29 protein-coding genes are annotated in these 22,969 nt (G+C 69.0%); 15 read left to right on the top strand and 14 right to left on the bottom strand.

Annotated elements, in window-relative coordinates:
• Positions 1-123 precede the first annotated feature (123 nt).
• Positions 124-402 (bottom strand): hypothetical protein, encoded by a 279-nt coding sequence (locus ACFV3R_RS33030; RefSeq protein WP_385590855.1) that lies wholly within the window; start codon positions 400-402, stop codon positions 124-126.
• 460 nt (positions 403-862) lie between these two features.
• Between ACFV3R_RS33030 and ACFV3R_RS33025 the strand changes: the two genes are divergently transcribed.
• The 10 genes from ACFV3R_RS33025 to ACFV3R_RS32980 all read left to right on the top strand — a co-directional run bounded on the left by ACFV3R_RS33025 (position 863) and on the right by ACFV3R_RS32980 (position 9,254).
• Positions 863-1,123, top strand: a complete 261-nt coding sequence (locus ACFV3R_RS33025) for a hypothetical protein (RefSeq protein ID WP_143678498.1) — start codon at positions 863-865, stop codon at positions 1,121-1,123.
• Between the two features lie 3 nt (positions 1,124-1,126).
• Positions 1,127-1,567 (top strand): DUF4262 domain-containing protein, encoded by a 441-nt coding sequence (locus tag ACFV3R_RS33020; RefSeq protein WP_385590852.1) that lies wholly within the window; start codon positions 1,127-1,129, stop codon positions 1,565-1,567.
• A 73-nt stretch (positions 1,568-1,640) separates the two neighbouring features.
• Positions 1,641-2,006: a hypothetical protein gene (locus ACFV3R_RS33015; RefSeq protein WP_385590850.1), complete on the top strand. Its 366-nt coding sequence runs from the start codon at positions 1,641-1,643 to the stop codon at positions 2,004-2,006.
• A gap of 654 nt (positions 2,007-2,660) precedes the next feature.
• Positions 2,661-3,554, top strand: a complete 894-nt coding sequence (locus tag ACFV3R_RS33010) for a nucleotidyltransferase domain-containing protein (protein WP_385590848.1) — start codon at positions 2,661-2,663, stop codon at positions 3,552-3,554.
• A gap of 235 nt (positions 3,555-3,789) precedes the next feature.
• Positions 3,790-4,470 carry a transcriptional repressor LexA gene (lexA, locus tag ACFV3R_RS33005; RefSeq protein WP_385590846.1) on the top strand — a complete coding sequence of 227 codons (681 nt, stop codon included), beginning with the start codon at positions 3,790-3,792 and terminating at the stop codon, positions 4,468-4,470.
• Between the two features lie 176 nt (positions 4,471-4,646).
• Positions 4,647-5,018, top strand: a complete 372-nt coding sequence (locus ACFV3R_RS33000; protein WP_385590843.1) for a hypothetical protein — start codon at positions 4,647-4,649, stop codon at positions 5,016-5,018.
• 246 nt (positions 5,019-5,264) lie between these two features.
• Positions 5,265-6,269, top strand: coding sequence for a hypothetical protein (locus ACFV3R_RS32995; RefSeq protein ID WP_385590841.1), 1,005 nt, complete (start codon positions 5,265-5,267; stop codon positions 6,267-6,269).
• 301 nt (positions 6,270-6,570) lie between these two features.
• A complete protein-coding gene (locus ACFV3R_RS32990; protein ID WP_385590839.1) occupies positions 6,571-8,046 on the top strand; it encodes a hypothetical protein in 1,476 nt (491 codons plus the stop codon).
• 133 nt (positions 8,047-8,179) lie between these two features.
• On the top strand, positions 8,180-9,139 hold the full coding sequence (locus ACFV3R_RS32985) for a hypothetical protein (RefSeq protein ID WP_385590837.1): 960 nt from the start codon (positions 8,180-8,182) through the stop codon (positions 9,137-9,139).
• Entirely contained in the window at positions 9,105-9,254 is a 150-nt protein-coding gene (locus ACFV3R_RS32980) for a hypothetical protein (RefSeq protein ID WP_385590835.1), read from the top strand. Before ACFV3R_RS32985 ends, ACFV3R_RS32980 begins: the two co-directional genes overlap by 35 nt.
• A 194-nt stretch (positions 9,255-9,448) precedes the next feature.
• Here ACFV3R_RS32980 and ACFV3R_RS32975 read toward each other — a convergent pair whose 3' ends face one another.
• The 9 genes from ACFV3R_RS32975 to ACFV3R_RS32935 form a co-directional block, all read right to left on the bottom strand.
• Entirely contained in the window at positions 9,449-10,078 is a 630-nt protein-coding gene (locus ACFV3R_RS32975) for a transglutaminase domain-containing protein (protein ID WP_385590833.1), read from the bottom strand.
• A 119-nt stretch (positions 10,079-10,197) separates the two neighbouring features.
• Positions 10,198-11,511, bottom strand: coding sequence for a hypothetical protein (locus ACFV3R_RS32970; protein ID WP_385590831.1), 1,314 nt, complete (start codon positions 11,509-11,511; stop codon positions 10,198-10,200).
• A gap of 234 nt (positions 11,512-11,745) precedes the next feature.
• On the bottom strand, positions 11,746-12,315 hold the full coding sequence (locus ACFV3R_RS32965) for a hypothetical protein (protein WP_385590829.1): 570 nt from the start codon (positions 12,313-12,315) through the stop codon (positions 11,746-11,748).
• Between the two features lie 89 nt (positions 12,316-12,404).
• Positions 12,405-12,638, bottom strand: a complete 234-nt coding sequence (locus ACFV3R_RS32960) for a hypothetical protein (protein WP_385590827.1) — start codon at positions 12,636-12,638, stop codon at positions 12,405-12,407.
• Between the two features lie 24 nt (positions 12,639-12,662).
• Positions 12,663-13,754, bottom strand: a complete 1,092-nt coding sequence (locus ACFV3R_RS32955; RefSeq protein WP_385590825.1) for a 3'-5' exonuclease — start codon at positions 13,752-13,754, stop codon at positions 12,663-12,665.
• Between the two features lie 13 nt (positions 13,755-13,767).
• Complete coding sequence (locus ACFV3R_RS32950) at positions 13,768-14,793, bottom strand: hypothetical protein (protein ID WP_385590823.1); 1,026 nt, start codon at positions 14,791-14,793, stop codon at positions 13,768-13,770.
• 201 nt (positions 14,794-14,994) lie between these two features.
• Positions 14,995-15,324, bottom strand: coding sequence for a WhiB family transcriptional regulator (locus ACFV3R_RS32945; RefSeq protein WP_385590821.1), 330 nt, complete (start codon positions 15,322-15,324; stop codon positions 14,995-14,997).
• A 96-nt stretch (positions 15,325-15,420) separates the two neighbouring features.
• Entirely contained in the window at positions 15,421-15,969 is a 549-nt protein-coding gene (locus tag ACFV3R_RS32940) for an AAA family ATPase (protein ID WP_385590818.1), read from the bottom strand.
• A gap of 22 nt (positions 15,970-15,991) precedes the next feature.
• A complete protein-coding gene (locus ACFV3R_RS32935; RefSeq protein WP_385590816.1) occupies positions 15,992-16,465 on the bottom strand; it encodes a hypothetical protein in 474 nt (157 codons plus the stop codon).
• A gap of 185 nt (positions 16,466-16,650) precedes the next feature.
• Between ACFV3R_RS32935 and ACFV3R_RS32930 the strand changes: the two genes are divergently transcribed.
• On the top strand, positions 16,651-16,884 hold the full coding sequence (locus ACFV3R_RS32930) for a DUF6087 family protein (protein ID WP_385590814.1): 234 nt from the start codon (positions 16,651-16,653) through the stop codon (positions 16,882-16,884).
• An 87-nt stretch (positions 16,885-16,971) separates the two neighbouring features.
• Positions 16,972-17,613 (top strand): hypothetical protein, encoded by a 642-nt coding sequence (locus ACFV3R_RS32925; protein ID WP_385590812.1) that lies wholly within the window; start codon positions 16,972-16,974, stop codon positions 17,611-17,613.
• A 106-nt stretch (positions 17,614-17,719) separates the two neighbouring features.
• Here ACFV3R_RS32925 and ACFV3R_RS32920 read toward each other — a convergent pair whose 3' ends face one another.
• The 4 genes from ACFV3R_RS32920 to ACFV3R_RS32905 form a co-directional block, all read right to left on the bottom strand.
• Positions 17,720-18,184, bottom strand: a complete 465-nt coding sequence (locus tag ACFV3R_RS32920; RefSeq protein ID WP_385590810.1) for an NUDIX hydrolase — start codon at positions 18,182-18,184, stop codon at positions 17,720-17,722.
• Between the two features lie 64 nt (positions 18,185-18,248).
• Complete coding sequence (locus ACFV3R_RS32915; RefSeq protein ID WP_385590808.1) at positions 18,249-19,610, bottom strand: helix-turn-helix domain-containing protein; 1,362 nt, start codon at positions 19,608-19,610, stop codon at positions 18,249-18,251.
• 630 nt (positions 19,611-20,240) lie between these two features.
• Positions 20,241-20,612 carry a fic family toxin-antitoxin system, toxin component gene (locus ACFV3R_RS32910; protein WP_385590806.1) on the bottom strand — a complete coding sequence of 124 codons (372 nt, stop codon included), beginning with the start codon at positions 20,610-20,612 and terminating at the stop codon, positions 20,241-20,243.
• Positions 20,613-20,626: 14 nt separating this feature from the next.
• A complete protein-coding gene (locus ACFV3R_RS32905; RefSeq protein ID WP_385590804.1) occupies positions 20,627-20,848 on the bottom strand; it encodes a hypothetical protein in 222 nt (73 codons plus the stop codon).
• A 243-nt stretch (positions 20,849-21,091) separates the two neighbouring features.
• Between ACFV3R_RS32905 and ACFV3R_RS32900 the strand changes: the two genes are divergently transcribed.
• From ACFV3R_RS32900 to ACFV3R_RS32890, 3 genes are all read left to right on the top strand, one after another.
• On the top strand, positions 21,092-21,454 hold the full coding sequence (locus ACFV3R_RS32900) for a hypothetical protein (protein ID WP_385590802.1): 363 nt from the start codon (positions 21,092-21,094) through the stop codon (positions 21,452-21,454).
• 73 nt (positions 21,455-21,527) lie between these two features.
• Positions 21,528-22,271, top strand: a complete 744-nt coding sequence (locus ACFV3R_RS32895) for a coenzyme F420-0:L-glutamate ligase (protein WP_385590800.1) — start codon at positions 21,528-21,530, stop codon at positions 22,269-22,271.
• Positions 22,272-22,520: 249 nt separating this feature from the next.
• Positions 22,521-22,946, top strand: a complete 426-nt coding sequence (locus ACFV3R_RS32890) for a hypothetical protein (protein WP_385590798.1) — start codon at positions 22,521-22,523, stop codon at positions 22,944-22,946.
• Positions 22,947-22,969: the final 23 nt, after the last annotated feature.

Raw genomic sequence — 22,969 nt, 5'->3', positions numbered from 1 at the left:
GAGGTCGGGAGAACGAGCCGGCCGAGAAACCAACCCGCTGACCCTGATGGAGGGGATCTTCATGTCCGGTACCCAGACGTTCACCACCCCGGCCGAATAGGGGCGTTGAGAGGCATGGGAAATTCATCGAGGCCGGGCACCGTCGTAATCCGTGAGATCGGTCATGATGCGTTCGAGGTAAACGGGGAGCGGTTTCGCGTCATCGAGTCGGTCTGGAACGGCATCGCTGGTCGATCGTTCGATCTGGTGCGATGCAACGGCGATGAAGTGCTGACGGATGAGTCGTTCGACACGTATCCCACTGATACCCAGATCGCCATAACGCTTCAAGAGCACGGCATCGAGGTTGCCCTGGAGATGTGCAAGATGTGCCAGCGCGACGTTCTTCAGATCACCGCGCATAGTCACGGTACTGGGTGGGTCGGCTCCTGTTGTTGGGACGAGCGCTTGCGCATGACCTCCTGAAGCGGAGTTGTTCTCTGATGGCTATCTACCGCCCCGGCGAAGTCAACTGCGGGGTGTGCAACGAACCGACGGGCGTCCCGGTTGATGACTGGGTAGGGCCGACTCGCGACGAGGGTTGTGGCTATGTCGCTTCGGTCGAGCCGTGTGTGCGTTGTCAGGTGCACAGTCTCGGCACGCTGGACCGCTGTCCAGATGACTGTCCCGACTGCGCCGAGAACGACGCTGCTGCGTCCTGAAGGCTCACGCCCGCGGGCTTGAGCCAGCCCTCTCTATCCCCAAGGGCCGGAGAAGCGATCCGGTCGCGCTTACGGCGTCTTGCGGCGCTGCCCGCCCATCGGACGCGGGTCCGTCCGACAGGCCTCACTTATCACTCGATGATCTCTCTGGAGGATTGATCATGGCCACCTTTCGCGTACGCCCCCTCGGACACGGCTGGTCGCGGGTCGCCCTTCCCGACGGGACTAGCAGCACGCATGAGCAACTCCTCACGCTCTTCTTCAACGCTCTGGAGACGGTTCCTGAACTCAGAGGTCTTCCGCGCGAACTCGATGCCTATGACGTGCAGGTTCTTGGTCGCGCAATCGCGGTCTACCACCCGGATGTGGATCAGCACGTTTTCCGTGCCGAGTTCGCACATGCTGACGATCAGGAGCGATGAGTAATGTCCGATGACTTCATGGTGAATTACGTTGCTCGACTGCAACGCGTGATTTCCGAGCACGGGTTTGCTGTGCAAGCGGTTCTCGGAGATCAGGATTCGGCGCCCTTTTGTTACACAGTTGGGCTCCACAAGTCTCGTGGCTATGAGCTCGTGATGACAGGTCTCGACGTTAGGGTCCTTCAGGGAATCATCCACTCCGTAGTTGACCGGTTCAGTTCAGAAAATCCGACTCCGGATGTGCCACTGGATGGGCTTCTTTCCAACGGTTATCGGCTGCTCATGCGGCGAGTCGATTCGTTGTCTGAGTTCTCCATGCTGCGGGCTCTGTACGGGCCAGAGGTCGATGTGCCGTTCTGGCAAGCGGTGTGGCCCGACCGCAACGGGGTGTTCCCAACGGATTCCTCTTGTTCGCTTTCGCGCGGCACTCAGCCGCTTTTCTAGATCAATCCTGGCGTTTTCAGTCAACCCTCTGGGCTGGTCTTCGCTCCTGACGGGATTGTGAGGGAGGTTATTGATGCGTCAGCCTGAGCCACGAAACGCGATCGACGAGTTGCGAGATTTCCTCTCGTTCGCGGTGCCGCTGCGCTCTGCCGAAATGTTGTACAACCTCCGGCAGTGGGGGCATTCGCGGGATCAGGCCGTGAATTGGCTCCGAGGCGAGGCGCAACGCGCCGGGGTGAGCGTAGGCACTTCAGGCGATGTCTTGCAGTTCACCGACGGTCGACCTCGTACCGGCCGGGCGCAGGTGCGGGTCGCTTGCACCGCCGGTGACCTGGCCAGTGGTGTCGCCGCAGCAAGTCTGCTGGCGCAATTGCAGGGTGAGCGAGGTGTCATCGCTCTCGGCGACTACTACGGGGTCGCGGACGACCGGCCTTGTTGAGAGGTGTAAGAGCCACGCTGTGCGGCTCACCGGCACTGGCGTCACAGTCGATGAGGTGGAGCTCCGCGCGTCTGGGCCCTGTGCACCCTCTCCTTCTCCTTTATCAACCCATGCTGCGACCTGACTTGGAGAGGGATCTCGCATGCTGCGCGAACCCAACGAGCTTCGGATTGGCGACGACGGCGCCGTCGAACTCCCCCTTGGCCTACTTGCCGAGGCGGGTCTCACCCCCGGCACAGAGGTACTGGCCTATAGCGGAGGCGACGGACGGATCATCCTGCGACGAAGGACCGACGCTCACCAAGAGCTGATGACCACAGGCAACCTGACATAAGCGTCGCCGTCCGCCCTGTGGAAGAGACCGCGTAGTACTGGTGCAGGGTCCGGCGCTGGCTGAGGGTTCGGCTGCGCCGGGCGCGCAACCCAGCAGTAGAGGGCCTTCCCCGAACTGGGGGTGCCGGCGACGATCGATTCCAGGCCCCGGCCCGGAGGAGCCCTGCTCGACGCGAGGATCAGCTCGTCCAGGTCTTGTTCGGAGCGGCCGCGCCCCTCGCCATGGCCGTTGCTCGGCCTCCGCGGATGGCCGTCGGCGGGTGGGATTCACCGTCATGGTCCGGCCACTACCCTGGTGGCCAGCGGGATCGAAGGAGCCACATGAAGCGAACGCGAGCTGTCGAACTGGTCGAAGCGATGCTTCACCGGCTCGACGGCCCCCCGGAATGGCCCCTCCACCTGGTTCGGCAGGTGTGGCTGTTCGGCAGCTTCGCACGCGGCGCCACCGAGCCCCACGACGTCGACGTCGCTGTCCGGTTCGATCGTGATGAGCGGAGGACTCAGGCCGTCGTCCAGGCCATCTTCTCCGGCGGCAACCCCTACGCGCCGTTGCGCCGCGCGCTCGCGGGGTCGTCCCGCGGGCTGCAGTTCCAGTTCGAGGACACGGCGCGCGAGCAGCTGGTGGCCGAAGGCACCCTTATGCTCCCGCTGTGGCGACGGGGTGACACGCTGGCCGAAGCTCTCGGCGTGCTCCACGCGATCGCCGAGGATCCCGAAGCTGGCCGGGCCGAGCGCCACGACATGATCGACGCTTTCGAAGGCCTCGACCGGCACATCCCCCGCCCGGTCCGGGCAGAACTGATCGGGTGGGAGCAGCAAGGGGCCATCACCATCTCCCGCATCACGCTCTCCGACGTGCAGGACGACGCCGGCCTGCTGGCGACCCCGGACTTGCGCTGGGCTTTGCGCCGGTGGAACGACGACAGCCCGCTGCGCCGCGCGGCGCTGGCGGGTCTGGCTCTCATGAAGGAACTCTCGGTCGAGCTCGACGACGTCGAGCTGGCCGGTCAGCGGCTGCCCACACCGCGGCGTCTCGCGGGACACCGGAGTGAACCCCGCTGGTGGATCAACTGGAAGTGGCAGGGCTACCAGAGCATCCCGTACTGCGTGCCCCGTGCCGACGGCTGGCTGGAGGTCGTGCAGCCCACGCGGACGCGCCCGCTGAATGCGTTGGTGTTCAAGCCCGGGCCCAAGGCGGCGGCATTCCGGCACTGACCATCCAAGCTGGCAGCCAGTGACTCGGCGGGCCCGCGAGGACGGCCACCTCGCGATCACGCACGCCGCCTCCAGGATGCTCCGACCAGCGGTGTAGGACACCCGGCAGTTGGCCGGCCCCGGCCGTCGGCTCCCACGGCCTCGTTCACCGTATCCGCTCGCGGCGTCGAAACGATGTTCCATTTGTCGGCGCGTGGGGCTACTGTCCAGAGACGCAAGATCGCAAGGGGGGCACATGACCATCACCCACACTCGACCGGGCCGGCCTCCGGGCATCCGCCAGGGCGCAGACGGGCTCACCGACAGGCAGCGGGCCATCGTCGACTGCATCGCCCGTTCCGTCGCTGACCGCGGGTACCCGCCCTCGATGCGCGAGATCGGTCAGGCCGTCGGCCTGACGAGCACCTCCAGCGTCGCGCACCAGCTCCTCGCCCTGGAACGCAAGGGAGTACTCCGCCGCGACCCGCACCGTCCCCGCGCCTACTGTCTCCCCCTCAAGTCCTCTGCGGGAGAGTACGAGCGGCCGGAGAGCGAGCCCCCGACGGCGGAGGTGCCTCTGGTCGGCCGGATCGCGGCCGGCACACCAGTCCTCGCTGAGGAGATGGTCGAAGACACCTACGTCCTGCCCCGCCAACTGGTCGGTGAAGGCGAGCTGTTCGCCCTGAAGGTGTCCGGGGAAAGCATGATCGAGGCAGCCATCTGCGACGGCGACGTGGTCACCGTCCGGCGGCAGCAGGTCGCCCAGCCCGGCGACATCGTCGCCGCCATGCTGGACGGCGAAGCAACCGTGAAGAGGTTCCAGCGCGACGCGGCCGGCCACGCCTGGCTCGTCGCGCACAACCCCAGGTTCCAGCCACTCGCCGCCGACGACGCGGTCATTCTGGGCAAGGTCGTCGCCGTGATGCGCGCCATCTGACGATCCTCGCGGCGGCACACGAACGGTCATCCCGCACCAGCCGGGCTCACTGCCGGGAAAGGAAGGGCCGCCTCCGGCCACCCTCGGCGCGCAGCGCCCCTTTCTCGGGGCTTCAGTCTGATCCGGGAGCAGCGGATTCTCCGTTTTTGCCCCGAGGACAGGTCAGACGGTGAACGATGGTGATCGTGATGCACGGGGACGTCGGAACCAGGCCGCCGCTCGACCGCACGGAAGCCTTCACAGCCTTGGAGGCTGCGGTCCAGTGGTGGGGAGCCGATGTGCCGGAGGACCCGGGAGCGGGTGAGCTGGCGCAGCTACTGGACGAGGTCGTGGAACGTCTGCGCGGGGGTCGAAGCAACGAGGAGTCGCAGTCGGCCGCGGAGCTCCTGGTCCAGGCGGCCGAGGCGCTGCGGGCCGTGGCCCGGCTCGGTAGCCTCCTGCCGGCGATCTCGTTGTGGCATCTGAGGACCGCGCTGCGGCACGAAGCCGTTGCCCGCGGTCGGCTCGCCGAGCAGAGCGATCCCCTGCCGGTTGTGTCCCCGCTGTAGCCCGCGTCCTGAACCGACGACCCGCTGTGCGGCGTGGTGCCACCTTCGCGTCGAGCCCGGTCCGTACAGTGAGCTCCTGCGGCATCGGTCTGCTGCTCCTCACGCGAACCTCGGCCCACTGGTTCAAGGCGGAGGCGAAGAAGCTCGGCTTCGATCAGAGCCATCTCACCGACCGCACCACCGCACACCAGTGCCTGTTCCTCACGCTCCGCGGGCCGACGGGGCGGAGCGAAAGGTACCTGAGCCATGTCGACCACCCAGTTCAGCAGGCGCGCCCGGACCTACGCCCTCTACACCGGTGCGCCTCACCAGGCCGCGTGTGAAGCCGTCGCTGCCGTGCAGCCCGACGCACCCCTCATTCCGGCACCGGCCCAGCACGACCAACTCCTCCTAGAATCGGAGGCGTTCTACTGGATCCTGAACGCGCAGAGGCACTTCTTCGAGTACCCCTTCGGTATCCGGTACGTACAGCCCACCTCACACGGCATCCGGCTCCACCTGGAGAGCAACGCCAGCCTCGACAGCCTGCTGAGCGGGCTGCTGCCCTGCCGCGCCCCGATGCGCACCGGACGAGACGAGATCTACGGGCTCAACGGTGTCCGGATCTGTGCACGCACGGATCGCGGCATCGAGCTCCGCCGCCTGGGACGGCCGACCAGCATCCGACTCACCGGCCCCTCGCGCTCCGCCTTCCAGAAGGCCGAGACAGCCCTCGCGCAGCAGATCCAGGACAACGGCGGAGAAGCCTGCTGGCTGGCCGGCGACGCCTGGACCCCCTACGAGAAGCAGTGGGACACCGATCGTCAGCCGATCGCCTACGAGTCCACCTGGCGCGACGCTGCCTGGCTCCCCAGCGGACTGCTCCGCCGCCTCGGACTCCTCCACACCGTCGCCGTCCCCCAGATCGTCACCGGACACGAGGCGCGCCTGGGGGAGTGGTGGATCCTGCAACTCGAGCACGACTCCGACACCGCCCTGCGCCGCGCCGAACTGGTGCAGGCCTTGACCGACCCGCACCACGGCCTGCCGCTGGAACTCTGCGGCCACCGCGACTTGACGCCCGGAGGCGGCCTCGGCCTGGTCCTCCTGAAGTCACCAGATCGCACCGCCGCTCTCCAACTGCGCTACGACCGGATCGACTACCCGATCAAGGATGACCACGCCGAGATGTTCGCGGCGATCAGGCGGCGCACCAGTGCCCTGTCGGGCGAGGCGTTGCTGCCCTCCATGCCTGGATCGGCCACCGGCTGAGCCAGGCCCACGGCCCGAGGGCCAACGAGCGTATCCAGGAGCGGCAGGACGCCGGCACAGGCGGCCCGGCTGGACCAGGAGGCGCTGCGGCGGCGGGCGGATCATCCGGTGCCGGAGGCTCCCCACGGCCGCTGAAGGTAGTCACCGCTACCCCCGGATCGCCCCCGTACGTGCGAGGTTGAGCGAAGTGGTCGGAAACTGCTTCGCCGCGCCTCTATCCTCGATGCCCGGGTGCGCACGGGTCGGTGTGGCCGCAGCGCCGGGTCCCAGCATGCCTTTGACCGACAGGAGTTCCCTGGCGATGTCCCAGCACGCAGCCACGTCCCGGACCGGGCTGGCCGCCACCGCGCTCAGGATCCCCTCAGCCGAGCGGGAGTTGGTCAGCGCGGTGTGCGCGTTCCGCGGCTACCCAGCGCCCGGCGACGGCCTCGCAGCGCGCCTGGTGGTCGGGGCGTTCACCGCGCTGGATCAGGTGCCGCTGGATGTCCGCCTCTACGTCCACGACCTTCGGGACACGGCCGAGCGGTGGCCGGCGCTGCCGATCACGCTGCCGCCGACGCCGTGGCAGGCCGCCACGCTCGTCGACGACCTGGCCGCGCTGGTCACGGCCCTGTCGGCGGCCGAACTGCGGGAGGCCGCCGAAGGCCTGGCCCTCACCCGCGGCGAGGTCGCTCTGGCCTCCGACCAACCCGTCCTCGCCCGGGGCTGGCGCAAGGACGGGCTGCTGCCCGATGCCGCGACGCTGCCCCAGGCTCGCCGTGCCCGGGAAGCCGAGCTGCTCCATCTGTTCGCCCACGTGGATCCGGACGGCTGGTCCCCCGAGCAGACCGATGCCATCCGCAAGGCCCTGCTGGTCCGCCTCGCCGGCCTCGGCGACGGCCTGCTGCGCGTCTCCGCGCTCCTGCCGGCTCCTCTGGACTGGCAGGCAGATGGCGAGCGGCTCACCGCACGGCTGCCCGTGCCCGGCGCTCCTCAGCCCCTGGAGGCCCAGGTCCTCGCGGAACCCGTCGATCCGCACCCCCTCATCTCGTGGAACGATCCGGTGTGGGGCTCCACCGGGGCGGCCGTGTCCCGCGAGTGCTGGCGGTGGCGTGTGGGCTGGCGTTCCGCCGGCGGCGAGTTCCATACCGACGCCGGAAGTACTGAGGCGAGCCAGGCCGCCGCGCGGTTCGGCGCGGAGCAGACCCTCGTCGCCTACGCTGCGCAGGCACAGACCGTGCGCCAACGGGCGCGCTACCGGCTCCTGGTGCCGCGGCAACCCGACACGCTGGCCATGAGCGACCCCGCCATCGTGGTGCTGGGGCTGCGGTCGCTGCTGGAGGCGGCATGCACCGAGTACCGGTCCGAGGCGAACCACCCGGAGTCCGCGACCGGGTGGCGCATCTTGCCGCACCAGGACGAGAACAAGGAATGCAGCCTCGTCGCGATCCTCCTCGACAACTGCTACGTTCCCTGCCCCGAGCTGGGCGACCCGGCCAACGACGCCGAGTCTGCCAGCGCGGCGTTTGAGGACTTCCTACGTTCCCACGCCGTCATCCTCACCGCGCCCGCCCGCGCCTACCTGGCCGGGCTCTCCCAGGCCGGGCCCGGCGAACTCCCGCTACGTCGGCGACACGAGGAAGCGATGCGCGCGGTGTTCGCCGTCGGCGGTGAAGCGGCCGACCTGCTGGCCGCCGACATGGGCCCCTTGCCCGACGGCATGGCGTGGATCGACCTCCTGGACGTCGCGGAACTGGAGGACTTCCTCGCGTCTACTGAGCCTGATCCGTCCCAGTGACAGCCTGGCCGGGCGGGACCGGTGTGCCCGCTGGGCATCAGCCTGGCTCCGAGTCGGCTGGAGGTCTACGTGAGGCTGACGCCCAAGGTCCCGGATGCTGGCCAGGCGAGTCGTCCGGGCGTTCACTGGAGGTATGGCGGGTTACAGCGCTAGCTCCATAAAACGGCCCCGCCGGACAAAGGCGCAGGTGGAGGCCCTGCGGGCGGCGATCTGCGAGCTGGCAGAGGCAGCACAGCCGTGCAGCGTCCGCCACATCTATTACCTCGGCCTCGGGCTTCTGTGGGATAAGGACACCGGCCACTCCCGCCGGAACTACTCGGTCGTCGTCCGCGAGGTCGGCCACCTTCGCGAGACCGGGCGGCTGCCCTGGGAGTGGATCACTGACGGAACCCGCATGGTCCGGCAGGAGACCCAGTACGACTCGCTCGACGACGCCATGCAGCGCAACACGGAGACCTACCGGCGCAACCTGTGGGCCTCGCAGGCCCGCCATGTTGAGGTCTGGTGCGAGAGTGACTCGGTCGGTGGCGTACTCCTGCCGATCACCTCGGCCTGGGGCGTGGGCCTGTACTCCTGCCGGGGCCAGTCCTCCAAGACCTTCGTCTACGAGGCGGTGCAGCAATACGCGCACCGAGGCAAAGGCGTGACGGTGATCTTCTGCGGCGACTGGGACCCTACCGGCCGATGTGTCCCTCGTTCCGTGGTCGAGCGGATGGAGCGCTACGGCAATGGCGACCTCGACCTGGAGTTCCGGCAGATCGCCATCACCGCCGATGACGTCCGCTCCGGCCGGCTGACCACCCACGAGGTCAACACCCGCGACGTCAACTACAAGCGCTACCGCGAGGAGTGCCTGCGCGAAGGCATCGATCCGCACGCTGCCGTCGAGGTCGAAGCCCTGCGCCCCGGCATGCTGCGGCAGCGACTCGACGAGACGATCGAGGGCCTGGTCGACGACGTCCGGCAGTGGAACATCGAGTTCCGTACCGAGGAGGCCGAGCGGGAGCTGCTGAAGGTCCTGCAACAAAGGGCGACCGTGCTTCTCCACCCTTCCGCAGATGGGTCGACGGCAGACGGCGCGGGAGGCAAGTGAACTCGCGGAGGCGCACCCCTACTTCTACTTCTCCAGTGGCGGCGCGGGCCCCCGCATCCCGGGCGAAGCCGTGCACGCCGCCAGCTGCGTGGGTGCGCATCGTCCGCTGGCCTGACGGGCCACTGTGGCGAGTCTGCGCGCCAGCGTGCCGGGGTGGGCTCTGGTCTGCGATACGGACGGCCCCTTGCACTGGTAGGCGACGGCGCGCACCCGGAACGGCAAAGAATCTTGTCAGCAGGACGGCTGAGGCCGGGCGCCGGAGGTCGGCCAGGATGGGGTACGCAGTCGGCACCCGCTGCTCCGCACGGTTCACGGGAGTCCCTCAGCGGAGGATGCTCTCCCAGACGCGCGCACGGCCCACAACCACCGGTTGAACGCCACCTGGTAGCGGCGCCCGGCCAGATCGGAGGCTGCCGGCCTACCTGCGTTGGGCACCGGCTCGGGGCCGGCCCCCGGTCTCCAGACCGGGCCGAGTGGCGGGTAGGCCGGAACCGTGTCGCCGACACCGTCCCAGGCAGCGACGGTCAGCCCGGCCGGGGCCAGCGCCGGATCGTGCGTCGCGTCCACAAGCACCCACCGCCCGCCGATCAGGACTTCGGTCGCCGAGTGCACGTCCTCGCGCGAGGGGAGGAGGCGGACCTCGGGCGGCTGATCCGGCAGGAGGTAGAGCCAGCGGACCCGACGGGCCGGAAACCCAAGGCGCCGGAAGCCCGCGGTCAGGTAGGCAGACTTGGCCAGACAGTCGCCACGGCCGATCCCCATCAGGCTCTCGGCATCGTGCGCCCCATCGGTTCCGTACGGCACGGCCCGGACCGCTTCGAACAGTCGGAGGCGTGCGGCAATGTGACCTTCCACGGCCTCGAACCCTACGGTGCCGCTGCACCAGGGCGACACGGTGCGCAGGCCAGAGCGGCTGCCGAGGTCGGGGCCGAGCCGCATGAAAGTTCATCCCCCTCCGACAGCGGCGAACCCAACTTCGGCCCATAGCTGCCGGCGCAGAACACCGCGCCACACCAGGGGTCCCGCCAGAAGGAACGTCCGGAACGAGGCCGTGACGTTCAGGGCACCGCGCGGGAGAGCCAGTCCGCGAAGGGCGTGCGCACGTCCGGGACGATCTGCGGCGTGGTGTCAGCGCCGGCGCTGCGTACTGCCTCCAGGACCGCCACGAGGTCCCCGGTGGCGAGCGTCTCGGTGGGGCAATGCCTGCATTCGCCGGTGCTCGCATGCCCTGCTGGAGCGCTGGCGAGGGCTCGGGCATGGGTGAGGGCATCGAGCCCGCGGTCGACGCGCAGCGCGTGCCAGGCGCCGGACTGCTCTGCCGCGGGGAGCCCGGCTGCGACCCCCGGGTACACCGGCAGGTCGACGTGGCCGTCGTGGAGCCGGACGAGGACGATCTGGTCGAGGTAGTCGCACAGGTCCGGTTCGGGCTGATGCTCGCTCAGCCAGGCGACTGCCTGCTCACGCGGACCGGGGCCCCACAGGTACTGCGCGGGGAAGGAGGTGGACGCGCGCCGGGCGTCGTAATCCAGCAGGTTGGGATCAGTGACGCCGCCGGGGCAGAACACCGCGCGGACCAGGACGTACGTGAACTTCTCGTCGTCGACGGCGTCGGCCAGTTGGTCGGCGTAGCCGGCGATGGTGCGCTCGCCGTCGTCGCTCCACCCGATCGCGACGACGTCGCGCTGGACGGGAGCGGGGTACAGCCGGCCACCGGGGGTCGGGTGCCCCCACAGGTGGTTGATGACCTCGGCCAGGTCGGACAGTTCCCGGGCGGCCTCGACCGGGGTGGCCAGGTGGTACTCGCCGTGGGCGACGATGTTCCGCAGGGCCTTGAGAGCACGCTCGGTGTGCCGGTTTCGCTGCCCGCGGATCAGTCCTTCGCGGCGGGCCCACGCGAGCAGTCCGGTGAGCATGCCGTTGAACTCCTGCCACTGCTGTGAGGAGTCGGCGCGCAGTTCGGCGCCCTTGGCGTTCTGGAACTTCTCGAAGAAGTCGGTATAGCTCTTCACGGTGATCGGGTGCACGCGCCCGGAGCGGCCTCGGCGGCTGCGCTCGCGCACCTCTACGGTCGCGCTGTCGTAGTAGGACGCGAACCGGTCGCGCAGGGCCTGCTCCAGGGTGAGCCTGGCCTGGTCGGCGACCATGGTGTACAGCTCGTAGCACAGCACGCCGTGGCTGTAGGCAGCGCGCAACTGCTCGAACTTCTGCCGGGTCCGCTCAGCGACGTCCTCGGCCAACTCCAGCCGAGCGATTACTCTCTGCTGGAAGTCGGCGGAGTCCTCGGGCCTCATGCGGCCGCCGAGGCCGAGCGGGGTGAAGACCAGGGTGCGCTCATCCGCGGCCTGCAACTCCTCCAGCGTTTTGATGTCCATGCGAAACCGTCCCCGGCCTTTCTGGCCATGCTTGTGGCGAACCGGCCAGAATGAGGCCAACTCGGGTTCAGCGCAAGCAGATTCTTTCCTTCGTCTGCGTCAGATGCCGTAGCGCTCGGGCTTGAGGCCCCGGCTCATCAGCCGGTCAGCAGCCTCGGGGCGACGGTGCAGGTGCTCAGGATGACGAGGACGACCTCGGTGATGGGCGCCTCCACCCCGTGCCGCCGGGCGAGCTCACCGGGAGCGCGAGAGCATGTATCCGGTGATCCGCTCGACGTCGTAATGCATGAGGGCGGACAGGCTCTGGCCCGCCCACAGGGCGAAGGTCAGCGCGACTTCGCGGGCGTCCTCCAGCTGGAAGTCCGGGCGGAGGTAGGCGAGATACGGCGCGGCGAGCCGGGCTGCGTGCTCTGCGGGCGCGGTCCTCGGGCTGCGCGTGGCGACGACGGACGTGATCTCCACGCAGGTGGGGCCAGCAGGATGCGCGTGCCGCTGCGCCAGACTGACCTGATCGCCGAATTCGCACAGCCACGAATCGAACTCGGCCTGGTTGTGGCCGAGTTGCTGGAGGCGGTAGGCGCACCACTCGGTCGCCAGCCACTCGACGAGCAGCATCGAGTCCACGCGGAGGGTGCCGGCGGCGTGCCACGTTTCCAGTGCTGCGGTCAGCGCGGGGTACAGCTTGTCGGGCGGAGTGGGACTTCCGTCCGTCCGGTCGTGGTGAGCGGCCTCATTGCGGGCGGTCATCTCGATCAGGGCGAATGCGGTCTCGCGCGGATCAGGGCGCGTGATGGTGTCCGGCATAGCGGCTCCGATGTGGTGTTGACGTATGCGGCCGAGCGCCCATACCTGGTGTTGTGAACGGGCGAGTTGGGATGGTCGTCGGTCCCGGATCAGGACCGGACGAGGTAGTAGCCGGTCTTGCGGCGCGTGCCCTGTCGCGTGTGAGCTGTCTCGTGGAAGTAGCTGACGGGGATGTCGTATTGCGGACCGGACCGATCCGCGTCGTGTACCCGCACGGACCTGCTTCCCGGCTCGTACTCGTCGACGACGACCGTTTCCGGGTAGACGGATGTCGCCCCGCCTCGGCATGTGGTGTAGGTCTGCTTGCTCTCGACGCGATGCACGACGCCCCTCTCGACGAGCGCACCCTATCGGGACGCCCGGGTGCTGCATGGCCGGTCGTTTCCGGGTGCTGGCTGGGTGTGTGGCGGGCGGTCCCGCAGCGTCTGCAGGAGGTCGCGCGCCGCCAGCGCGTCGCCGAGGGCACGGTGCTTGCCGCCGAGCCGGAGGCGGGTGGTGGTGTTCAGCCACATGGAGCGGCGCTTCATCAGGCACTGCCATGCCTGTGCCGAGCGCAGACGCCCCGGGTCGGCGCCGACGGACCGAGCATGCCCGACGATCATCCGCTGGTCGAAATTGCTGTTGTACGCGAGCACGGTCCGGTCACCGACCGCGGCCAGGACCTCGGGCAGGACCGCGCTCCAGGGGCGGGCGTCGGCTACCGCCGCGTCGGTGATGCCGTGCACCCGGCTGGCCGCGGCGGGGATGGACACGCCAGGCCCGGGGTGGACGAGGGTGTCGATCAGGACGGATCCGTTGTGCGCGTCGAGGGCGGCGACTTCGAGGACTCGGTCGTCGGCGTTCAGGCCGGTGGTCTCGACGTCCAGGACGCAGGCGACGCCAGGCTGGAGCATCTGGTGCGCCCAGTGCATCGTCCGTCCCACCGGGCCGAGCAGTACCAGGCGCTGCGCGTCCACCGCGCGTAGGAGCCGGCGCGGCAGCAACGCCTTGGCTGACTCCCGGTCCGGGCCGCCGCCGGACAACGGTGCCCAGTCGAGCGTCCACCGGTCCACCGTGCTGCTGTACCGGGCCCAGGCGTCCACTCCTTGGTCCCTCAGCCTCGCGGTGACGGCGTCCACCATCTGGTCCCGCTCGGCCATGGGCCCGGCGAGCTCCCGCCAAGGCGAGGGACGGCGGGCGTCAGCATGACGCGCAGCCTCCCAGTCGAGCAACAGGCCGACGACGATGTCGAGCGCCGCGGCACCGAACTGAGACGCCCCGGCCGTGCTGCGCCGTGCGGCAGAGATGTGGCCGGCCTCGACGAGATAGTCGAGCTCCCGCCGTCGCAGTCCCACGTACCGGGCGGCTTGTTCGGGCCCGAGGGTCCGATCGTCTTCGGCTCCCGCAGGTGCCGGCACTGGGGTGCCGGCCGTGACCGGGAAGTTCGCCTTCTGCAGCATCGTTCCTCGAGCCCTACGGGTGTGCCTGGTCGCCGTCGGTCGCGTCCGGGACCCCGGAGACCTGGAGGACGCCTTCTGTTCCGAACACGGTGCGGAACAGAACCCGGCCGCCCTTCGGATCCGTTCCGGGGGCTGCAAAGTCGAACCACCGGCTGCTACGGAGTACTTGAGCGATGCAGTCGCTCACGGAATTGCCGACCGGTGCGATCGCCGAGTCGGCCAGCTCCATGTCCAGCACGTCGTCCATGCCCAGGCCGTGGCGCTCCAGGTGCTGGAGGAGGAGGTGGGCCAGAACCCGTGACGGGTCGCTCGTGTGCAGCTGGTCGTCCTCCGGATCGAACTGGCCGGGGAACACGACGGTCCTGGTGAAGAAGTCGGTGAGGACTCCGAAGCGCTCCGGATCCGGATGGCGCGGCCTATCGTCGAGGGCCTTCATCCCGCGGTCCAGGATCACGTTCACGTGAGTTCGGCGGGCGAGTTCTTCCGCGTCCACGCCGTCGGACTGGCCGGCGCCGTCCCCCGTCCTGTGCGTCGTGTCCCTGCCGGGGTCGTCCCCGTGGCCGCTCGCGGATCGCGGCGTGGCCTCAGGCTGCACGCCGTCCATCTGGTCCTGCCAACGGGAGAATCCGGCGGCCTCCTCCTCGTCGCGCTGATAGGCCGCGTCGTACTTGTCGTCCCCGTACAGGCGTGCGGTCTCGGCCCCGTTCTCGATCAGCGCGGCGTGTTCCCACCGGTCCTCGGACGCGGGGAGCTGGTTCCTTCGCCCGTCCATCAGCGCCGGCAGCAGCGCGGTGATCGCCTCCGGCGCCGCGAGCACCGGCACCGGCAGGCCCAGGAGCTTCTCATCGCCGCGCCCCTGGTAGGACCATCCCGTCGCCGAGCTCCACACCAGGTCCAATCCGGATGGCCACTCGTCGCGAGTCAGTTCCGAGGCGCCGCTGTGCCATGACCAGCAGGCGCGGGCCGCGCCGTGGGTGTCCTCACGCTGGACCGAGAACTCCGTGTCGCCGTAACCCGCCCGCGCAAGGGCGCGATCCATGGCGCGCGGGTACCTCTTCCAGAGCCTGAACTGGTCCACGGTGCTGGCCTTTCGTACTGGTCCGGGCGGCGTTGTCTGACAGTCCGGCCAGACTGCCAGTCGGCACTGACAATGCAGCGGCCGTCCTCGAACGCAAACCGAAACCATGATCGTGCGTGCGAGTCCGGTCGACGCCGCTCCCCAGGCCCCGGGGCCGTACGTTCAGCCCGCTGCCGACCAGCGGCTGACGGAGGTGTGAAAGGCGTCCGCATGTTGTTCGTGCTCGACGCGTGCCGCTTCCAGAAGACGCCGCCAGGACGTGACCGTGGGGCGGCGCCGAAGAAGCGATCGCCGTTCCCGCTCCGTCATGCCACCCCAGATGCCGTGCTCGATTCTGTTGTCCAGCGCGTAGGACAGGCACTCCAGCCTCACGGGGCAGCCGGTGCACACTGCCTTTGCCCGATTCTGGGCCGCGCCCTCGACGAACAGCTCGTCCGGATCAGTGGTGCGGCAGACCGCTCGCTCGCCCCAGTCCCCATCGTCCCCGACCACGGTGGTGCCGTCCTCTCCCCGATCCGGCCTGTCCTACTCCCCTGGGCAGGCGCAGTCCGGAAACGGTACGGCACTCGTCCGTGGCATGGGACGCCGTCATCGTGGAGCCCCACCTTCGGGTGACGTGTCCCTTGCGAACTCGTCCCAGACGGCTTCCGGATCTCCGGCGTAGATCAGCACCGGCTCATCCGGTTCCGGGGGTTCGAAGCGGTCGAAGAAGTCGTCCAGGGCGCTGGGGGTGACCGTGAGCGCGTTGGCGTCGTCGCGGCGGTTGCGCCGCTCGAGCCTGGCCAGGAGCTCCGGCATTTCCACGGGGAGGTAGACCAGGAGCAGCCGGCCGCCCGCGCGCTCGACGGTGCGCCTCAAGTCGTCGCGTTCACGGCGCAGCCACAGCCCGTGGTCGAGGACGAGGTCGCGGCCGGCACGAAGGTGATCGACGAGTTCGGCCAGCACCGCCTCGACGACGGGACGTTCCCGTTCGCCGTACTCGTGCTCCGGGTAGTCGATCCCGTAGCGGCCGTGCAGGCGGTGGACTTCCTCATCGACGGAGAGGCGCACCATGCCCCGTGCGGCGAGCGCCGTGGCCAGGGTTGTCTTGCCGGAACCGGTGATGCCGATGAGCCCGACAGCGAACGGCTTGGACACGATAGTCGGCCTCTCCAAGCCTCTAGGTCTCACGATCAGGCCGGGAGCGGCGCCATCGCGGCCAGCGCCGGCCCCGACGCAGGCCCGGCTTCAGGGCCGTCACCACACCAGGTTCCGTCGGGCCGGCCATGTGCAGCCCGGCCTGCGTAACGATGTCCAAGACGGTGAGCAACTGGTCATTGGCCTTCGCGACGTCGATGGCCTCGGGGTCCGCCAGACACCACACCTCGCGCTCGGAGGGGTGCTGCTTGATCGCTTCGGACGCGAACAGGGCGAAGATCGCCCCGTCGATCATCCCGTCCGTGAGGTGGGTCCGCTCCTGTAGCCATCGGCGGGACGGAGCGACGATTTCCCTTGGACCGAGGTCCTCGCGCAGCGGCATCTCCGCGGTCCACGCCCTCACGGCATCCAGGACGGTCCGGGCGTTGGCGTAGGCCGCCATGAAGGCTTCGAACTGGCCTTCCTTCTCCGGAGGCACCCCCGCGTACATCGACATGAGGCCCAGGGTATCGAGCGGGCTTCACGCAACCTGGGGAACGGGCTGCGTCACTGCTTCCTCCCATGCACCGTTGAGGAAGTGCTGTCTCCGGCACGCGGCCGCATCCGAGCACGAACGAAGGGGCAACGACGATCATGGGCAGGCACAGCCGTCCCGGGCCATCAGACCAGCCATCGCGAGCGGTGCCGCAGATCGACCCCGACGACCCGCTCGCCGCCTTCCTGCGGCGCAGGCGCGCACCGATGGACGTCTACCGGCGCCACCGGCCCGCCGGCGGTGGCGCCACACACGTCAGGCCCGACGAGCCCCGGGTCCTGGAGTCCTGGGACGGCTTCGCCTACGTGCCCGAAGGGACCGCTCCGAACCTCGCCGCCGCCCAGCGGTGGGCCGACGGGCAGCCGATGCCGGACGCATGACCCCATCGCGCCCCACCGCGGTCATGGCGCCGGTAGCGTGATCGACCAGGCGGCGGCCGCCGTGGCCCGCCTCGGGGAGGACACACAATGAGTCGGCACGCCACCGCATACGTACGCGGCCTCGAGATCGCGGACGAGACCGCCCGCACGGTCTTCCTTCTCCTGGCCGAGCGCACCACCGCGCAAGGGGACCGCCACCGCCCTGAAGAGATCCCCGAGATCATGGGTCTTGAACTCCAGGACGCCGACATCCCCGCGCTCGCCGTGCAGACCGGGCTCACACCGGAGGACTTCCGCCAGCAGCTGCGCGAGCTGAAGAAGCACGTACGGATGGACGTCCTCGAGCACACGGACGGCGTCTGGGAGATCGTCTACGGCCCGTCGTACACCCGGCCTTCGACGCCCCGGCCTGCTCAGCCCGACCTGACGCGCGGCGGTCCGCACCCGTTCTGGCTCCCTGGCTGGGAGAAGTACAGCACCTGGGGGTACGAGCAGAGCGCGGACGGCAGCTTCCTGTACGCCCAGCTCGTACCCAACCAAGACGGGCCCGACGCCGAGCCGAGAATCTGGATCACTCCGCCCGGGCACGTCGTCCGCACGGTGGACGAGCTCGCAGAGGCGATCGCCACGGCGCTCGCCCCATACCAGCCAGTCCTGATGCCCGCATCACTGATCAAGACCTGGCTGACCACACCGCCTCTGTCGCACCGCTACCCCAACACGCCGTAAGCGCGCTTCGGTTCGCTCAATTGGAAGCCCCTGCCGCCAATAGGCCGAGGCCCATCCTGCCCGGTGAGGACGAGGGGCCTCGCGCGGCGCTCGGACGGCCCGGCGTTCACTCAAGGACGACTGGCTGGTCGGGCATCCCGTTGGTGACAAGGCGGGTCAGAAGGTCAGGAAGTCCGACGGGATAGATCGTCTCGGAAGTGGCGTGCACTTCGTACAGAGGCCACCAGCGCCTGGAGCGGATGTTGTCGGTCTGAGGAGCGCGAGCCGGGTTGATGTCCGCGGGCGCCAGGCGGGCAAGGAAGTACTGCTCGACCTGGCGGACCAGCCGCCCACCGACGTGGTGCTCCCGGCTGCGCTTCGCGAGCGGGGTGCTCAATTCGACGTTCGCGGAGAGGCCGAGTTCTTCGTGCAATTCCCGTCGAGCGGCGCTTGAGGGGTCCTCGCCCGCCTCAAGGGCGCCCCCGGGGGTGGCCCAGAAGCCGCCATTCTCGGCATAGCGCAGCAGCAGTACGCGCTGCTCGTCGTCGAGAATGATCACGCGGGCAGCCGCCCGTAGAGGTGTGGTCGGCACGTCGTTCAGTCTGGCAGTCCGGGCCCGCCCGTTGCTCCTCGATGAATGACTTCCGCACTGTGCTCTACGAGCTGCGCAGGGCCGTGGTGACGGCGGCCAGGGATGCTGGTCCGGAAGCGATGGTCTCCCTTGCCTGGGCGCTGTCCACGTGGTCGGCGAGGAGGTAGACGGGGCCAGTCACTCGGTTTCCCGAGACGCGCCTGGCGACTGCGGCGGAGTCGGTGCCGGCGACGAGGAGGACTTCCCACTGCTGTCCGCAGTGGTCGGCGACCATGCGCCCGCCCTCTCCAGTCTCCGGCTCGGCGGGTGAAGTGTGGTCCTTCGCGAGGACTTCCCAATCCGGGTACAGGCGAGGCGGGGACGGGAAGTCGCGAAGCTCGCCGTCGAGCCATGCGTCATACAGCGGGTCGGTGGAAGCGTGTTCGGCACGCCAGGCGGCGAAGGTCGGCTCACTGGCGAGCTCGTCGTACAGAGCTCGGGTTCGGTCGGCCAGTTCGGCCAATTCGGCGATGAGATAGCGTTCGCCGGCCAGCCCGACGCCCTCGACTCCCCCGTTGCGGCTGTGGTCGGCGCAGGCCTTGCTGACTGCTTCCAGTTCGGCCTTGGCCTGGTCGACGTCCGCGAGGGCCCCAGGCCGCTGGCTGTTGCGGGCGATCAGCTCGGCGTCCTCGACCTTGATCTGGGCGCGGCGCCGAAGGCGGGCCGCGTCCAGGGCGCGGCGCAGCCAGGTGATGCGCTCCCGGCAGATCCCTTCTTCGGCGCGCAGGCTGCAGACGATGTGTGCCCAGACCAGGCGGGCGGCCCGGGGGTCGTTCTGCTCGCGCCGAGCGGCGCGGCGGCCGACGGGACGGTCGGTGCCGTGGTCGATCGCCCGGGCCAGGATCCGGGCGGCCTGGGAGGCTCCCGCGCCCAGGGCCAGCATCTGGTGGATCAGATCGCGGTCCCGCTCGGTGTGGAACTGCTCGTAAGCCCGCTGGAGCCTCTCCTCCGGCCGCCGCAGGTCGGCAGCGAGGGCCTGGAGTTCGTAGAGGTGGAGCAGCGCCTCTTCCAGGCGGGGGCCGTCGTGATCCGAGGACGGCAGGTGACCGCTCTCAGGGTTCAGCTGGGCCGGCATGCGGCGGGAGAGGTGAAGGTCGGAGACGGCGAACGGCATCGGGTCCGACACGTGGAAGTGGTGAGCCCTGCTCGCGTGCCGGGGCTCGGGACGAAGCCGTACTTCGAGTCGGTAGTCGGTGTGTGCGATGAGTCGCTGGAGGTCAGCGAAGGTCGGCTCCCTCATGCCTTTCTCGTATTTGCTCACCGCCGCCTGCCCGAACCCCAGCCCCTCGCCGAGCTCGGTCTGGCCCAGGTCGTCACTGCCCTGGCGTGCCCGGCTGATCAGCCAAGCCGCCCGGATCGCGGCAAAGGGATTCGGGTAGCGCGCCATAGCAAGCCTCCACCTGCGCATATTCCAAATTGGATTGCAAGTATGACAGCGATGATCGCATGACGGCAATGCCCTGGTGGGGCCCAGCCGCCGGTCGTCGACACCCATGGCGCCACGCGATGATGTGATCACCCGACGAGAACGATGCCCTGGGCCTCGTAACGGCCCCAGGCGGCTGCCCCACTACGTGGGCGGGACGCGGACGATGCATCGCCTTGGGCGACTCGACCGGTCTTTGTTCCCGGTTCCGGGCAGCAGCCGGGCACGCCGGGCGTGGGGAGTGCAATTGAGACGACCGGGGAGGGTGCCCGACCGATGGTCCGCTCCCGCTTAGCTCGCGGGAGCCGGCTGGTGCCCGTCACGCCGACGTGCAGGGGCGGCCCGGCACGAGAGCATCGTGGCGGAAGAGGCAGTCGCCGCCGGTCTGCGGGGCGAAGCGCCTGCGTGGAGGCAGAGCATCGTCACGTCGACCGGGCTGCATCAGCCCTGGGTACCTGGAAGAGGCATGGTCCCGGGCGCCGCACGGGGGAACACGGCGCCCGGGCTGCTTTTCAACGTACATCGCGGACGGACTGCTCATACGGCACTCCAGCGAGATTGCCCCCGCCGCACCGGTGAAGTGTCAGATTCTCAGCTGGTCCAGCTCTTGAAGCGGGCAGCGATTTGGCGCACGTCGATGGCCCCCGCGAGGGTCTCCTCGATGAGGTCGCCCACCTCGTCCGCCTTCGCCGTTACGGTCAGCCCGCAGAGGTTCAGAAACCCGTAGGCCACGGAAAGGGCGAAGATCTCGTTGGAGTGAGCCAGCGCCGGGATCCGCAGAAGGCACTGCAGCAGAGCGGCCGCGCGGTGGTGCGGCTCCGGGTAGGTCGCCTGGTACATCACCGTGTCGCTGTGACGCGCCACGGCTGCGGCCGTGGCTCCCCAGTCCGTGATGTCCGGCTGGTCCCTGAGCTGGTGCTCGATGATCTCCAGCAGCCAGGCGCGGTCGATCGTGAGCTGCACGAATGTCTCTCTGCTCAGGCGGCCTGCTGGCCGGGACGGGTCGGCCCGAAGCGCTCGGCGAAGGCGTCGCCGAACTGCTCGATGCACGTCTGCGCGCCGGTGAGGAACAGGTGCCTGGGCAACTGCGTCTCGACCAGCGAGGCCACGTACGTGTCGGGGTCGACGCCGCTGGCGGCGGCGGCCTGGGTCACCGTGTTGCCCGACTCGTCGCTCATGTCGACCTTGAACTGCGCCATGGCACTACGGTAGCGGTCGCCGAGGGCCCTGGGGAAGCGAACGCCGGTTTCCGCACGACCGCCCCTGCCCGTCCGGGATCGCGTACGGGGACGGCGCTCACGATGCGGGGTGCTCTCGCGGTCGTCCTGCCGACAGCGCACCCGAGGCAGGCCGCCGCACTGCACAGAGGGTGGTGGAGCGTCCCTCTACAGTCTTCGACGAGCCGGACGACCCGGCGCTTCTCTCGCCGCCCAGGAGGTAAGGTGCCCGACCCGCACCCCGCCCATCGTGATCTTCCCTCGCTGTACCGCGCTGAAGCCGGCGTCTTCCGCAGCCGGTGGACGCTGTCCGTCATCGGCCCAGACCTGGAAATCGCGGCCGGACCGAATGTCGACCTCGGCGGGGTGGACACTTTCACCACCGCCCACCCAGACGATCCTGGCCGCTTCCTGATCGCCCTCAGCGGCGACGTCCCGGTCCTACCGCGCGAAGCGGCGGTAAAGGTCCTGGAGGAGCACGGCTTCGTCGTAGAGACCGCGGCCCGCGACGACGCCAGAACTGATCACGGCTGGACCCAGGTCGCGCGGGCGGAGTGGACAGCCCCCTGCCAGCCCACCGCGCGGTGAGCCGACTGCTGCACCGCGCCGCCGCCCACGCCTGCCCCACCCGGACCGGACACTGCGTACGGAGCGCCCGCCCATGAGCACGTCCACGCACGCCTTCACCGCCTTCGCCGTCGAGCAGATTCCCACCATCGGGGTTGGCGACGACCTCGCAGCGACGATCACCCGCGCCCTCGCCGACCAGGACACTCCCCTCTGCGACGGTGACATCGTCGTCGTCGCGAGCAAGGTCATCTCCATTACCGAAGGTCGGCACGTCGCCCTCGCAGACGTCACACCCGGCCCGCGGGCCCTCGAACTGGCCGCTGCTACAGGGAAGCCGGCCGCACTGGTCCAGCTCATTCTGGACACGTCCAGCGAGCACTTTCTTGCCACCGACCGAGGCCCGATCATCGCCCTGCATCACCTTGGTCTGCAGCTCACCTCCGCCGGCATCGACCGCGCCGGCATCGATGGCGCCTGGCTGCTGCCCGCCGACCCCGACGCCTCCGCACGCGCCCTTCGTAACGCTCTGACGAGGAGCACCGGATCCCGTGTCGCAGTTGTCATCGCCGACTCCGACGGACGCGCCGACCGGCGGGGCTCCACCGTCATCTCCATCGGCGCCGCCGGCATCGCCCCCCTACGCGTCACTGAACACACCGGGCCCGATGGAAGCACCAAACGCCAGGAGGAGACGCTTCTCGACCTGGTCACTGGCGCCGCGGGGCTCATCCTCGGTCAGCGCGGCCGCGGCGTTCCCGTCGTGGTCTTGCGCGGCATCACCTACGAACCCAGCGACGACGGCGTGCGCAGCATCCTCCACCAGGCTCCCCGCTGAGACAGCGTTCATCCGCCCCGGCGCCCTCGACCGCAGTACGACGGCAACAGGAGCCGACTCGTTCGCCGCGCGGCCGCCTTCGAACGAGGTCACAACAGCGTGGAGGCCAAGCGCCGTTGGGGAGGTATCGGCGCTTTCGTGGACCCAGCCGGCACCCAACGATGCCCTCGGGCATCGAGGCCGCTCGTATTCGGCCAAGACAGCCGAGACGCTAGGTGAAGAATCCGGGCATCCCGTAGCGTCCACGGCGTGGCAAGGACACTGCGGATGGCGGTCGCTCAGAGCACGGTGCCCGAAGACCCGACCGACCAAGGAGCGCTCCGGGCGGCCGGGCAGGAGATCCGGGAACTGATGGTTGAGGCCGCTGAAGCAGGGGTGAGGCTGCTGCAGTTCCCCGAAGGAGCGATCACCTACCCGAGCAAGCACGTAATGGCGACTGGCCCGGCCGGCGAACCAAGTCCGGCCGACTGGAGCCGAGCGGCGTGGGACGTCCTGCGTGAGGAAGCGGAGTCGACCGCGACGCTGGCGGGGGAGCTCGGACTGTGGACGGTGTTCGGATCCATCCACCCGCTCACACCGCCGAACCGGCCGCACAACAGCCTCTCTGCGCCACGAGGCGCAGTGCCGTATAGCCCGCGCAGCGGGCAGAGATTGGAGGAATATCTCTGGATCTGATGGCTTACCCAAGATCCGAAAGG

This window comes from Streptomyces sp. NPDC059740, assembly GCF_042733155.1.
GTDB lineage: Bacteria > Actinomycetota > Actinomycetes > Streptomycetales > Streptomycetaceae > Streptomyces.
The sequence above is the reverse complement of the archived record's forward strand: the minus strand, read 5'-3'. Positions and strand labels throughout refer to the sequence as shown.